16 protein-coding genes are annotated in these 13,276 nt (G+C 55.4%); 9 read left to right on the top strand and 7 right to left on the bottom strand.

Annotated features, from left to right (window positions below; genetic code table 11):
* Window positions 1–143: 143 nt before the first annotated feature.
* The 5 genes from WC184_02475 to WC184_02495 are packed head-to-tail and all read left to right on the top strand — an operon-like array spanning window position 144 to window position 4,572.
* The gene (locus WC184_02475) at window positions 144–674 is read left to right on the top strand and encodes a DUF4242 domain-containing protein (GenBank protein ID MFA7476745.1); all 531 of its coding nucleotides are present in this window, start codon (window positions 144–146) and stop codon (window positions 672–674) included.
* Window positions 671–1,768, top strand: a complete 1,098-nt coding sequence (locus WC184_02480) for an acyl-CoA dehydrogenase family protein (GenBank protein MFA7476746.1) — start codon at window positions 671–673, stop codon at window positions 1,766–1,768. Before WC184_02475 ends, WC184_02480 begins: the two co-directional genes overlap by 4 nt.
* Window positions 1,747–2,535: an ATP-binding cassette domain-containing protein gene (locus tag WC184_02485; protein MFA7476747.1), complete on the top strand. Its 789-nt coding sequence runs from the start codon at window positions 1,747–1,749 to the stop codon at window positions 2,533–2,535. The genes WC184_02480 and WC184_02485 overlap by 22 nt, the downstream gene beginning before the upstream one ends.
* Window positions 2,532–3,719, top strand: a complete 1,188-nt coding sequence (locus WC184_02490) for an ABC transporter substrate-binding protein (protein ID MFA7476748.1) — start codon at window positions 2,532–2,534, stop codon at window positions 3,717–3,719. The genes WC184_02485 and WC184_02490 overlap by 4 nt, the downstream gene beginning before the upstream one ends.
* Window positions 3,712–4,572, top strand: a complete 861-nt coding sequence (locus WC184_02495) for an ABC transporter permease (GenBank protein ID MFA7476749.1) — start codon at window positions 3,712–3,714, stop codon at window positions 4,570–4,572. The genes WC184_02490 and WC184_02495 overlap by 8 nt, the downstream gene beginning before the upstream one ends.
* Here the strand turns inward: WC184_02495 and hisF are convergent.
* From hisF to hisD, 5 genes are read right to left on the bottom strand one after another with little or no spacing between them, the layout of a single operon-like run.
* Window positions 4,560–5,330 carry an imidazole glycerol phosphate synthase subunit HisF gene (hisF, locus tag WC184_02500; GenBank protein ID MFA7476750.1) on the bottom strand — a complete coding sequence of 257 codons (771 nt, stop codon included), beginning with the start codon at window positions 5,328–5,330 and terminating at the stop codon, window positions 4,560–4,562. The genes WC184_02495 and hisF overlap by 13 nt on opposite strands.
* On the bottom strand, window positions 5,327–6,061 hold the full coding sequence (gene hisA, locus WC184_02505) for a 1-(5-phosphoribosyl)-5-[(5-phosphoribosylamino)methylideneamino]imidazole-4-carboxamide isomerase (protein ID MFA7476751.1): 735 nt from the start codon (window positions 6,059–6,061) through the stop codon (window positions 5,327–5,329). The genes hisF and hisA overlap by 4 nt, the downstream gene beginning before the upstream one ends.
* A complete protein-coding gene (gene hisB, locus WC184_02510) occupies window positions 6,058–6,672 on the bottom strand; it encodes an imidazoleglycerol-phosphate dehydratase HisB (GenBank protein ID MFA7476752.1) in 615 nt (204 codons plus the stop codon). Before hisB ends, hisA begins: the two co-directional genes overlap by 4 nt.
* On the bottom strand, window positions 6,669–7,754 hold the full coding sequence (gene hisC, locus WC184_02515) for a histidinol-phosphate transaminase (GenBank protein MFA7476753.1): 1,086 nt from the start codon (window positions 7,752–7,754) through the stop codon (window positions 6,669–6,671). Before hisC ends, hisB begins: the two co-directional genes overlap by 4 nt.
* Window positions 7,751–9,064, bottom strand: a complete 1,314-nt coding sequence (gene hisD / locus WC184_02520) for a histidinol dehydrogenase (GenBank protein ID MFA7476754.1) — start codon at window positions 9,062–9,064, stop codon at window positions 7,751–7,753. The genes hisC and hisD overlap by 4 nt, the downstream gene beginning before the upstream one ends.
* Before the next feature lie 140 nt (window positions 9,065–9,204).
* On the opposite strand from hisD, the gene WC184_02525 reads away from it, so the two are divergent.
* The gene (locus tag WC184_02525) at window positions 9,205–9,396 is read left to right on the top strand and encodes a hypothetical protein (GenBank protein MFA7476755.1); all 192 of its coding nucleotides are present in this window, start codon (window positions 9,205–9,207) and stop codon (window positions 9,394–9,396) included.
* Here the strand turns inward: WC184_02525 and nth are convergent.
* Entirely contained in the window at window positions 9,393–10,040 is a 648-nt protein-coding gene (gene nth / locus WC184_02530; protein MFA7476756.1) for an endonuclease III, read from the bottom strand. The genes WC184_02525 and nth overlap by 4 nt on opposite strands.
* Window positions 10,041–10,092: 52 nt before the next feature.
* Between nth and mshD the strand changes: the two genes are divergently transcribed.
* Window positions 10,093–10,872 (top strand): mycothiol synthase, encoded by a 780-nt coding sequence (gene mshD / locus WC184_02535; protein MFA7476757.1) that lies wholly within the window; start codon window positions 10,093–10,095, stop codon window positions 10,870–10,872.
* A gap of 57 nt (window positions 10,873–10,929) precedes the next feature.
* Here mshD and WC184_02540 read toward each other — a convergent pair whose 3' ends face one another.
* Complete coding sequence (locus WC184_02540; GenBank protein ID MFA7476758.1) at window positions 10,930–11,673, bottom strand: VIT1/CCC1 transporter family protein; 744 nt, start codon at window positions 11,671–11,673, stop codon at window positions 10,930–10,932.
* A 49-nt stretch (window positions 11,674–11,722) separates the two neighbouring features.
* On the opposite strand from WC184_02540, the gene rlmN reads away from it, so the two are divergent.
* Window positions 11,723–12,787: a 23S rRNA (adenine(2503)-C(2))-methyltransferase RlmN gene (gene rlmN / locus WC184_02545; protein MFA7476759.1), complete on the top strand. Its 1,065-nt coding sequence runs from the start codon at window positions 11,723–11,725 to the stop codon at window positions 12,785–12,787.
* Window positions 12,788–12,820: 33 nt separating this feature from the next.
* The gene (locus WC184_02550) at window positions 12,821–13,219 is read left to right on the top strand and encodes a hypothetical protein (GenBank protein MFA7476760.1); all 399 of its coding nucleotides are present in this window, start codon (window positions 12,821–12,823) and stop codon (window positions 13,217–13,219) included.
* Window positions 13,220–13,276 lie beyond the last annotated feature (57 nt).

Raw genomic sequence — 13,276 nt, forward strand, 5'->3', positions numbered from 1 at the left:
CATCAAGGCTACAAGCTCTGGTGAAAAGCGCGTTTCCTCATGTCAACATATGCGCTGATTTTAACAAAAAACTGGACATGTCCCCAGCTTGTCGGTAATCCTGACTAACCTGATCGGAATTATCAGCTATCGAAGGAATTACCATGTCTTACTGGCTCATCGAGCTTCCCATTGACACTGCACCGGCAACGAACGCAGAACACGAGTACCTGGCGAAAATCGAAACTGCCATCAAACAAAGCGGTGCCACCATCGTCGATCAACAAGCCTCACAGTCAGCGGGACAACTCTTTGTGGTAGCTGAGGCCCCTACCGGAACCGAAATCGGCAAAGCCCTTGACAACGCCGGTCTCACTCACACTGCCCCGGCGTCGGTTCGCTTGGTCGGAGCTACCCCGCAAGAACTAATTGAGAAGCGCAGCGAATCACGCTGGCTGGTGGAATGGGACCTGCCCGAGGGCCTAACCATGGAGCAGTATCTAGAACGCAAGGCCGCCAACTCGCCCAAGTACGCTGAAGTTCCCGAAGTTGCTTTTCAACGCACCTGGGTGCGAGAAGACATGGCGAAATGCCTCTGCTTCTACGACGGTCCCGACGAAGACGCCATTCGTACCGCTCGTGAAGTTGTAGGCGCTCCGGTAGACCGGCTGCACGCTCTAGAGGCTGAATCATGAGCACCGCTCGTGTGGCAAGGCCCGCCAACACGGCCGAATTTGTCGACATTGCCGCCTATTTCGCTAGCCACGCCAGCGCCGTAGACCAGGGCCAAGAACTGTCTAGCCAAGGTATTGCCGCCCTAGGGGCCCAAGGACTGCTGGACTTGGGTGCCCCAGGCAATCACAACGGTGAACTGGGAGCCATGAGCGAGCTGGTGGCACTGGTAGCCGAAGAGTCTATGGCTTCAGCGTTTTCGCTCTGGGCGCATCGAATGGCGATTGAATATTTGCACCAGTCCACCCCGGGCCAAAGCTCGGCCTCCGCCCCGCTGATCGCGTACCGCCAAGCCCTAATCGATGGCACCTTACCTGGGGTGACAGCGATGGCGGCGGCGGTCAACTATGCCTGGGGACATGGCCAACTGGGCGTACGTTTCGAGCGACAAGGTGACGAGGTGGTGCTAAATGGGCGCATCAATTGGGCCTCTAACCTCTTCGCCGACGGTTTCTTAGTGGTGACCGCCGCTCAAGATGACCAGGGCCAAGAAATTGTGGTGGCCGTACCTTCTCACACCAGCGGAGTTGAAGTTCAGCCCTACCCGGAGCTCTTGGCGCTAAACGCCACGGCATCCTCATCGCTGATACTTAACGAGGTCCGGGTCTCTACAAGCCTGATCATTACCGAAGACTTGCGCAGTTTCTTAGCTCAGGTTCGTGGGCCGTTCCTCTTGTTACAAGCCTCCTTCGCCCTAGGCATAGCCAAAGCCGCCCTACGTTCCACCGAATCGCGATTAGGAGGATTAAACGAAGTTTTCATCAACCGTTTCAACGCGACCAACCAACTGTACAACGATGCGCGAGCCCAGCTAGCTGAGCTCACCTCACGTCACGATTGGCGCGACGTAGAGCGCGAGGTACTGGCTTTACGCTTAGAAGCTTCGGGGATTGCTGAAGAGTCAGTTCATCTGGAAGCTCGTGTTCACGGCGGTGCTGCCTATTTCAGCCAAAGCGCCACCGCCCGGCGACTGCGCGAAGTGGCTTTCTTACCTATTCAATCGCCAACCGAGGCGCTCTTACGACACGAGTTAGCATGCTTACCGTCCACGACCTAGCAGCCTCTTATCCCCTAGCTAACCAACCACCCCATACTGTCTTCGCCAAGATCAATCTTGCGATCGAAACGGGCCAAAGCCTCTCGCTTTTGGGGCCAAGTGGCTGCGGCAAATCAACCTTGTTGCGAGTGGTCGCCGGATTAACACCCCTGGCTAGTGGCGAAGTGAAGGTACCCGAAGGTGCCAAGGTTCGAATGGTATTTCAAGAGCCTTACTTGTTGCCGTGGCTAAATGTGGCCGAGAACGTACAGCTAGGTTTGCGGTTGCGAGCCAACGAAAACCAGTCATCTCGCTGGGCATTCTTACGGTCACGGCAGACCCGGCAAACCGCCCAACAAATTACCACCGAGACCCTGGAACGCCTTGGCATTGGCCACCTAGCTGAAGCCGACCCAAGAACACTCTCGGGTGGGCAGGCCTCGCGGGTGGCATTGGCACGGGCCATCGTCACCCAACCCGACATCTTGTTGTTAGACGAGCCATTCGCAGCCCTCGATCCTCATGTTCGACATGACTTACAACGCTGGTTACGTGAGTTGCAACAGCAGCTAGGTCTAACCATGGTCTTTGTCACCCACGATGTAGATGAAGCCTTGTTGGTGAGTGACTTGGTGGCCGTTATGCGCCGCGATCAAACCGGTTTGGTGGGTCCTTACCCCGTGTCGAACACCAATAAAGCCGAATTGCTAGCGGCCTATCAAAGCCCCAGCGCTGACCCTTTAGTAACTATCAACCACTATGAATCTGTTTGGAAAGAGACCTCGTGACCTTTGATTTAAGTCGCCGTGATTTCGTTCGTTTAGGCGTAGGTGCCGGCTTGGCCGTCGCGGGAGGCTCGTGGTTAAGCGCTTGTTCAACGGGGTCTTCAAGCACTGCGAAAGCGGCCGAGTCGACGGTGCGGGTGGGCTACTTGCCGATCACCGATTCCACCCCTCTGATTCTGGCTCACGCTAAAGGACTTTATGAGGAACAAGGTCTTGAAGCTCCTCAACCAACCCTGTTTCGTAGTTGGGCAGGAATCGCCGAAGCTTTCGCAGCCCGCCAGATTGATGTCGCTCACCTGCTAATGCCCCTGACGGTACAAATGCGTTTCGACCAAAACGTGCCACTGAAAGTGGTGGCATGGAACCACACCGACGGTTCCGGCCTAACCGTTGGACCCCAAATTTCGAACCTAGCCGACCTGGCAGGCACCACGGTCGCCATACCATTTTGGCATTCGATTCACAACGTGGTTCTACAGATGCTGCTGCGTGAAGAAGGACTCACCCCCATAATTTCCGGTAATCCATCTCCTAGCGCCAAGACCGTAAAGCTAGTGGTAATGGGCCCACCCGACATGCCACCAGCACTGGCGAATGGCGACATTGCGGGGTTCATTGTGGCCGACCCATTCAATTCGTTCGCCGAATTAGAAGGTATCGGACGCATTCTGCGCTACACCGGTGATGTGTGGCGGGAACATGCCTGCTGCGTGGTGGTGATGCACGAAGACCGAGTGGCTGAGGACCCAGAATGGGCTCAATCCACCATCAATGCCATTGCAGCGGCCCAGGTGGCGGCTCGCCAAGATCGAGGGGCCTCAGCCCAGCTTCTTTCTCGCGAAGGGGAAGGTTACCTACCCCAACCGGCGGCGGTGGTGGAACGGGCCTTGGCCCATTTCGACTCGCCAGGGCATTCCCCCACCGAAGCACTGCACCACCCTGCGTGGGGCAACGAGCGAATCGACTTTTCTCCCTACCCTTATCCGACGTTCACCGAACGTTTGGTGACCGAGATGAAAGGCACGCTGGTCAGCGGTAATCGTGGTTTTCTCGTTGCCCTCGACCCGGCTTCGGTGCATGAGGAATTGGTGGATGATCGTTTTATTACCCAGGTGCTGAAAGATTCTTCACAAGCTGCATCGCTAGGCATTGAAAGCTTTACCCGCCAAGAAGAAATCAATGTCTAGTCGAAGCATCAACAACAAGTACCAGGGCGTTTACAAGGTGGTGGCACCTGCTGCCACCTTGATGGGCGCCTTGGCGCTTTGGTGGTTGGTTACCACGGTGGTCGTGGCACCCGATGATGTTTTACGGCGCTTTAATCCCGCCGATGCTGCCAGAGCTTTAGGGCGTGTGGCCACCAACGGGGAAATTTGGCCACACATCTATGCCACCACTACTCGGTTGGTTACCGGCCTCGCCATCGCCACCGTGGCAGGTGTAGTGATTGGCTTGTTACTCGGTTGGTGGCGCGGACTGGAGGTAGCTTTTGGACCACTGATTCAACTGATTCGGATGATTTCACCTTTGGCGTGGACACCAATTGTGATCATCATCTTTGGTATTGGGGACCGCCCGGTACAGGTGTTGGTGGCGCTGGCTGCCACCTGGCCCATTGTGCTTAACACTTCGGCTGGGGTGCGCTCACTAGAGGTTGGCTGGTTGTTAGTGGCACGCAACCTTGGTGCCAAACGTCTCGAATTGTTGCGATTCGTAGTGGCCCCAGGGGTGGCTTCACACGTAACCACTGGCCTGCGTCTAGCCTTGGGTGTGAGTTGGATTGTGGTAGTACCAGCCGAAATGCTGGGTGTTGATTCTGGCCTTGGCTATTTCATTTTGGACTGCCGAGATCGTCTGGCGTACGACGAACTAGTAGCCACCATCTTGGTAATTGGTGCTATCGGAACGATCTTAGACTTGGCTATTCGACAAGTCTCCGAACGTTTCAGTATTGCCAGCATTAACGGTGATCAGGCGCGCCGAGGTGCTTGGAGCGCCCAACAACCCTTGCGATCTACCTCAGAAACTCAGCCGAGCTGAACTGGTACCCCGCGTTTAGCTAAAGCCTCTTTAGCTTCACGAACCGTGACTCCACCGAAATGGAAAATGGAGGCCGCCAAAACCGCCGCCGCTTTCCCCACCAGAACGCCATCAACCAGATGTTCCACCGTGCCAACGCCACCCGAGGCAATAACTGGAATCGAAACCGCTTCGGCCACGGCTTTGGTCAGCTCAAGGTCGAAGCCCTCGTTGGTGCCATCGCGGTCAAGTGATGTGAGCAAAATCTCACCCGCACCCAGCTCTTCGGCTTGAATTGCCCACTGGATGGCGTCCAGTCCGGTAAATTTTTTCCCGCCGTTGGTAACCACCTCATAGCGAGAACCATTGGCCGCTTCGTTGAGCCGGGCGTCGATGCCAACCACCAAACTTTCAGTGCCAATTTCGTTCGCTAAGTCTGAAAGCAACTCGGGGTGTTCTACCGCCGCGGTGGCCACCGATACTTTATTGGCACCAGCGTCGAGAATTTTACGGGCGTCTTTCACCGAGCGGATTCCACCAGCCACCGTGAAGGGCACGGGCACAACTTCCGCCACCCGGTGCATAAGATCGACCGTGGCACCACGGCCTTCGGGGGTGGCAGTAATGTCTAGGAAGGCAATCTCGTCGGCACCTTGTTCCACATAGCGCATTGCCAGCTCAACTGGGTCACCAGCGTCACGTAAATCGACAAAATTAGTGCCTTTAACAACCCGGCCTTCAGCCACATCTAAACACGGAATCACTCTGACGAATTTCATTGGAGTACCTCCACTGCTTCTTTAATTGAGAACTTTTTCTCATAAAGGGCGGTGCCTACAATCACACCCTCCAAGGTCCGAATTTCGGCCCCTTCACCCACTGAAACACCTTTTAAGGCTTCTAAATCGGCCAAGGTGCCCACACCACCCGAGGCAATTACAGCCATCTTGGTAGCACTCAGCACTTCTTGGAGACCACTCAAGTCGGGACCACCCATCAAACCTTCGCCTTTTATCTGGGTCACAATCACTGCTTCGGCTCCGGCGTTTTCCAAGCGGGCTAGCGCCTCAGTCCAGTCTTGGCCCGAGCCTTTAGTCCAGCCTTCAACGGCTACTTCACGACCCCGAATGTCAAGACCAATGGCAACCCGTTGATGTTTGGCCACCTGTTCCACCAAGGCAGGATTGCTAACGGCTGCCGTGCCCATAACGACCCGGGTTACCCCAAGGTCAACTAAACGTCGCGCTGACTCTTCACTGCGCACTCCCCCACCCACCTGTAAGGGCACCGAAATCGCTTGAGCAACAGCAGCAATGGCCGCTGAATTGTGCGCCTCACCAGTACGGGCGGCGTCTAGGTCAACACAGTGAACCCATGGACAACCAGCTTCAACAAAACGCTGCGCTACTTCCGCCGGATTGTTACCATGCACTTTGCCTTGGTTGAAATCTCCCTGAACCAGCTGCACTACCTGGCCGCCCAGGAGGTCGATGGCCGGGAAAAGTTTCACAAGACGCCTTTAGTAGACGGCACCTTGCCATCAGCTACTTCAATTTTCACGGCGTCACGTAAAGAACGGGCCACACCCTTAAACATGGCTTCCAGAATGTGGTGGGTGTTCTTACCTCTAACCAATTCAAGGTGAAGCGTAATGTTTCCCGAAGTGATAAAGGCTCGCCAGAACTCTTCAGCCAGCTGCGGATCGAATGGAGGATGACCCAAAATCTTCTCACCCGGAGGTTCCACTTCATAGTGCAGAAAGGGACGACCCGACAGATCAAGTGCCACATCGATTAGCGCTTCGTCCAACGGCACCCGGTTCGAGGCGAAGCGACGCACCCCAGCCTTGTTCCCCACCGCCTCGGCAAAGGTTTCACCTAACAAAATGCCAGTGTCTTCAACCGTGTGGTGGGCGTCTATTTCCAGGTCGCCAGTAGCTTTAATGGTGAGATCAAACCCTCCATGGCGGCCAATTTGCGACAGCATGTGATCAAAGAAAGGCAAACCGGTTGATATATCAACCACGCCGCCCTCACGGGCGTCAAGATCTAGTGAGATCTCGATTTGGGTTTCTTGGGTTGAACGTTGGCGGCTGGCACGGCGAGGTGCTGGCTCAGTCATGTAAGTATCTCCGTTAAAGCAGCGAGGAAAGCGTCGTCTTCCTGCCGAGTTCCAATAGTTACCCTAAGACAGTTATCGAGGCCCGGCCACGAAGCGCAGTTACGCACCATCACGGAACGGTCCACCAATTCCTGCCACACTGCGTTGCCGTCGTGCTGGTTAGGGCGGAACAAAATAAAATTAGCACCCGATGGCCAAACCGTTAGCGGCAAGTCGGCCATAGCTTCGGCCAAGCGACCTCGCTCTTCCACCAACTCGGCCACTTGGGCTTCCATCACATCAACATGATCAAGCGCCAAAGTGCCTGCTAGCTGAGTGGCAGCATCTAGGTGATACGGCAGCACCACCATTTCCAGAGCTGAAACTAGCCAGGTTGGCCCTACCAAATAGCCAAGGCGCAACCCGGCCAAAGCCCAAGTTTTGGAATAGGTGCGGGTAACTACCAAAGCAGTGTCTTCATTGACGAGCTCGAGTGCTGACCAAGGGGCGAATTGGCCATAGGCCTCATCTACCACGACCAAACCGCCAAACTCGCCGGCCACTGCTAACACCGCTTCGACCGTTTCGCGTTCCTCCACCATTCCGGTGGGGTTGTTGGGGGAACACAAGAAAGTTATAGCGGGTTCATGTTGGCGCATGGTAGCGCTCACATAGGCCAAATCGAGGCTGTGATCGTCACTACGAGTGCCGCTAATAACCCCGGTGTTGGTGACCCGTGCGATCTGGCTGTGCATGGCATAGGTAGGCTCGAAGACCAAGACGTTGCGCCCTGGACCCCCATAGGCCAAGGTGAGCGACTGTAAGACCTCGTTCGAGCCGTTGGCTGCAAAAATATTGGCCATCGCTACGTTGTGTAGCTTGGCAATGGCTTCACGCAGTTGTACCGCCTGGCGGTCGGGATAACGATTCCAATGCAGCTGGGCCACGCCTTCGGCCAACTTGGCGCGAAACTCGGCTGGAGGCTCAAAGGGTGATTCGTTGGTATTTAAACGAACATCGACGTCGATTTGGGGCGAATGGTAACCCTCCATCCTCACCAAATCATCGCGAAGCTGAGGTCGTTGCGGGGCCCGGTCACTCATGAGCCACTCGAAGTATTAGTGCGGGCACGCTGGCGAATACGGATCGACTCGGCGTGGGCGTCTAAGCCCTCGGCGGCCGCTAATGCCACCACGTGAGGTGCTACCGCGTCGAAACCCTGGTCGCTCACGGTAATAACGTGCACATCTTTAGTGAAATCCGACACCGTAAGCGCACTGGAGAAGCGAGCTGTGCCGTTGGTGGGCAACACGTGGCTCGGCCCGGCCACATAATCACCGATCGAAGCCGGGGACAAGACCCCCAAGAACACCGCCCCAGCGTGTTTAACTAGCGGGACCAAAGCTTCGGGGGCAGCACAAAGCAATTCCAGGTGTTCTGGCGCCACCAGGTTGGCAACCTCAATGGCCGCCTCGGCGGTATCGACCAGCGCCAAGAAACCGCCCTTAGCCAGGGTGGCTGAAATGTCGCTACGGCGCGGTGCTTCAGCCACAAAACTATCAATGGCGGAATCTATGGCATCGCCAGCCGATTCAGACCAAGTGATAAGCCATGCCAAACCGTCTGGGCCGTGTTCAGCCTGAAGAATGACATCGATGGCCGCATAATCAACTGGGGTGGAATCGTCGGCCACCACCACCACTTCCGATGGTCCGGCAAAAGCGGCCGCGATGCCGACTTCGTTAGCCACTTGCTGTTTCGCAATAGCCACATAAACGTTGCCTGGCCCGGCAATCACATCAACTTTGGGTACCGACTCGGTGCCATAAGCCATAGCAGCCACGGCTTGAGCGCCACCCAAGGCGTAAATTTCGCTCACTCCCGCCACTTTGGCTGCGGCCAGTGTAATTTGTGCTACTTGACCGGTGTCTTGGCTGGCGGGTACACACAACGCAATTTCAGCCACTCCGGCCACCTGGGCGGGAATCGCGGTCATCAACACCGTGCTTGGGTAGGAAGCCCGTCCGCCAGGTACGTAAAGCCCGGCACGATCAACCGGCCGACTTTCCGCTTCTACAGTGATACCAGCATCAGTGTGAGCATGAGGACGTGGACGTTGCGTTTCATGAAAAGCTCGAATACGTCGAGCCGCTTCAACAAGGGCGTCTTGTAGTTCAGCGGGTGTGTTGGCCCAGGCTTCTTCGATGGCTTCGGAAGGTACCCGCAACGCATCGAGCTTCACTCCGTCGAAACGTTCGGTGTACTGCAATAACGCCTGGTCACCGTGAGCACGGACTTCGGCCAGAATTTCACGGACCGCGGCCGTTGGCCCCTCACCACTGACCTCAGGTCGAGGTAAACGCTGCGCAATTTCTTGTCGTGACAATCCACGAAAATCGAGACGAGTTAGCATGGGTTCACCAACGCACTCAACCACCTAAAACGCTATTAAAAAATCGGATTACCAAGGCGTTAACGGTACAGGCGATCAGACCTCGACCCATTATCAGTGCTCAAATAGTTCAACCAACAACTTTGGAGACACGCCCTTTCATGGAAAGTCATCGCGCTCAGATCTCGTCGACAGTAACTAGTATCGATGAACTTTTGGGCCAGTTAACCACTATGGCCAATCAGTACCGCGGTACCGCTCGCGACGACATCGCCCTCGACCTAGATGAAGTTGAACGTCAGCTGAGCGCAGCGAGCCGACGTTTAGCCCGTTTAATGCGAAAACTGGACTAAAGCGCTTCCACCCTCGAAGGGCAAAAGTCAGCGAGCACACACTCTCCACAATTTGGCTTGCGGGCGGTGCAGACCCGGCGTCCGTGCAAAATTAGCCGTAAACCAAATCGACCCCGCTCGGCAGCCGGAATCATTGAGTTGAGCTCCATCTCAACCTTAACCGGATCAGTTTCGGTGGTTAAACCAAGTCGAAGCGACAAGCGGCCAACATGGGTATCAACTGGTAAACCCGGCAGATCGAAAGCCACCGAACGGATCACGTTAGCGGTTTTGCGGCCCACTCCCGGCAGTGTCGTTAGTTCGGCCATTTTGTGGGGTACTTCCCCACCAAAGTCGTGAACTAGGCCTTGCGCCATGCCAATTAGGCTGGTGGCCTTATTTCGATAGAACCCTGTTGAACGAATGAGTTCCTCCACCTCAGGCTGGTGAGCCCCGGCCAGGCTTTGTGGAGTGGGATATCGTTCAAAGAGCGCAGGAGTAACCATATTTACCCGAGCATCGGTGCATTGAGCCGACAAAATAGTGGCGGCTAGCAGCTCGTATGGGTTCTTGTGGTCGAGCTCGCAAATCGCAACCGGATATTCTTCTTCCAAGCGAACCATGGTTTCGCGGGCGCGACCTTTTGGCGAACGGGGTTTAGCCATGCCCATAGGTTAGGCGGATTGACCGACGTTCAAACCAGCTACATTGGCGCACATGAACTCTTCTGGTTCAAACCCAACCTCACCTAGCACCAGTATTGGTGGCAAAACTGCTGTCGCTCATCAAGAACGTTATGGCTGGGAAGTAGAACTACCCGACACCGACACTGATTTCGATGTCGATCAGGCTTCACAACTTTTGAACCAACTAAACCAACGTATTGCCGCCCAGGGCGGCGGTTTAGCACGTTGGCGGGTACCTAATTTTCGTGAGTCACACACCCAAGCGGCCGCCACCGCTGGGTATTCAGGCGAGCGAATTCTGGTTCGTCTGCATCGATCGTTACCCCTTGAATGGCCCGCAGAAATTCTGTCCACCCGACCCTTTGTACCGGGTGAGGATGATTTGGAATGGTTGAAAACCAACAACGCCGCGTTTTCGTGGCATCCCGAACAAGGTAACTGGCACCAAGCTGAATTGGCACAGCAGATGGCCGAGCCATGGTTCGATCCGAAAGGGTTTCTTCTCTATCCCCCGACCCGGCCCGGAGACCCCATAGCAGGGTTTTGTTGGACCAAACTCGACCCGCCCGAAACCGGGCCAAAAGGTGAAATCTACGTGATTGCCACCCACCCCGATGCCGCCGGAAGAGGTTTAGGAAAGGCATTGGTTCTGGCAGGATTGAAACACCTCTATGAGGCTGGTGCTAAGGAAGCGTACCTTTACACCGAGGCCGACAACACCGCCGCCATGGCAATTTATGAGAATCTCGGTTTCGAATTGGAATTGCAGGTGCGGGTCTATGAAAAACACGTCGCTGCTCTGGCAAGTTAGTACCGGCTCTTGTTAGTACCATCCCTTGATAACACCAACCCCTGGTGGGTAGCAGCCCTAGTTAGCCCCGACCAAGGCCCCTACCGCCACCGTCACCGTGGTCGCCAAAGAAGCGATAACTAACTGGCGCAGGGCGGCGAATGGTACCGAACGGCCCGACATGTAACCCACCACCCCGCCTAACACCAGCGCACCCAGGGTGGCCAAGACCAGCGAAACCACCACCGCCACTGAACCGCCGCCAAAGAACCACGGTATCAACGGTAAAATAGCGCCAACCGCGAAAGCCACGAACGATGAACTGGCTGCCATCACGGGTGAACCAAGTTCTTGGGGGTCGATACCTAGCTCTTCACGGGCGTGAGCTTCAAGCGCTACTTCTGGGTCGGCCATCATGGCTTCCGCCATGCGAGTGGCCAGATTGAGACTGACCCCACGCTCTTGATAAATCTTGATTAGCTCTAGGGTTTCCAACTCGGGGTTCGCCGCTAGTGCTTGACGCTCAGTTTCTAACTCAAACTCATAGAGCTCACTTTGGGCGCGCATCGAAATATACTCACCCGCAGCCATAGATACAGCGCCTGCAATTAGGCCAGCAATACCCGCTAACCGCACCACTTCCGATCCGGGTGTGGCGGCGGCCACCCCCAAAATCAGGGCGGCGTTAGAGACCAAACCATCGCTGGCACCAAAAATAGCCGCCCTTAAACCACCACTGGAAACCGAGCGGTGTCGATGGTTGTAATGAGCTGCTCGGCTGACCGCCTCGAGTGGCAATTTGTCAAAGGAGGGCGTTGACATAACTCACAGCCTAACGCCATAACACCACTTAAACGGTAACCTAGCTCGGGTGAGCACGTTATATGATCTTTCCTTTGAGCAGCTGCAAACTGCGATAGCTGATCAACCGAAATATCGAGTGAACCAGCTTTGGGAAGGTCTCTACGAGCAAGGCCAACCGCTAGGTGAATTAACCAACCTGCCCAAAGCTTTGCGTGCCGCTCTCGCCGATGAATACCCAAGCGCTCTTAGGTTGGTAACCCAGTCAACGAGCGACAACGGTCAAACCATTAAATGGTTGTGGGCGCTGCCGGATGGCAAACAAATTGAAACGGTATTGATGCACTACCGTGATCGAACGACGGTTTGTGTCAGCACGCAGGCCGGTTGTGCCATGAACTGCAGTTTTTGTGCTACTGGCCAGGCCGGGTTTGAACGGCATCTAAGCGTGGGCGAAATAGTGGAACAAGTGGTGCTCGCACGCCAAATGGCTTTACCTCGCCGAGTTTCAAACGTGGTATTTATGGGTATGGGCGAACCCATGGCGAACTACAACAATGTATGGTCGGCCATTGAGCGTTTCCAAGGTGATATGGGTATCTCAGCGCGCTCATTAACGGTCTCGACAGTCGGTTTTGTGCCCGGGATACTTCGCCTAAAAGACGAGAAACTTCCAGTCAATCTGGCCGTTTCACTACATCTGGCTGAAGATCGTCGCCGCGACGAACTGGTACCTATTAACCGACGCTACCCGCTGGCCGTGCTGGCCGATGCGTTACAGCAATACTTGGCCGCCAAAGGTCGTCGGCTTTCCTTCGAATGGTCACTCATTGATGGCGTGAACGATCAAGAAATCGATGCCCAGCAGCTCGCCGCTTACGCGGCACCACTACATGCTCATGTGAACCTTATTCCGCTCAACCCCACCCCCGGTTACCTAGTACAAGGTTCGCCGCCTGAACAGGTTCAGTGGTTCCGAGACCGTTTGGCCCAACTTGGCATCAACGCCACCATACGGAAAAACCGTGGCACCGACATTGATGCCGCCTGCGGTCAGCTGCGTGCCAACGTGGCCGCCACCCAAACCGAGGTGCAGCTCAGCAGCCCTAAACGCAAGATCAGTCACACCAGATAACCCAATGGCCGCGATTACTGTCAGACTGTAACGATGGAAACGCGTCGCTGGACCAATCCCAGCCTTCCACCTACCCTCCAAATTGCGGTTTTCTTGCTGTACGCCACGGCCTTCATAACATTTTTGTTGCCACCAAGTATTTACCACTATCTGGGCAGTCGAATTGGCGCTCCCAACCTGGTGGGGGCCTTGGCCGTGGTGGGCCTAGTGGCAGGAGCATTTGGCATTGCCAATGAACGACGCTGGGGTTACCAACTTTCACTCGCCGTAACTGGCGCTGCCATCCTTGAGCTGTTGCTGATTCTCTTACAAGACGGAATTGGCTATCTTCTAAACGCCAACTACCTAATGCTGGCCTTGTTCCCGGTGGTTCGCTTTGCGTTGTTGGTTCACCCCATCAGCCGTGAACACCAGCGAGTCTGGTTCCATTAGGTAGCGCTAATCGCCATATTTGGCCACACTGGTGCCGCTAAGGTCACCGTCGCTTAG

Source organism: Acidimicrobiia bacterium (assembly GCA_041676705.1).
Lineage (GTDB): Bacteria > Actinomycetota > Acidimicrobiia > Acidimicrobiales > SKKL01 > Actinomarinicola.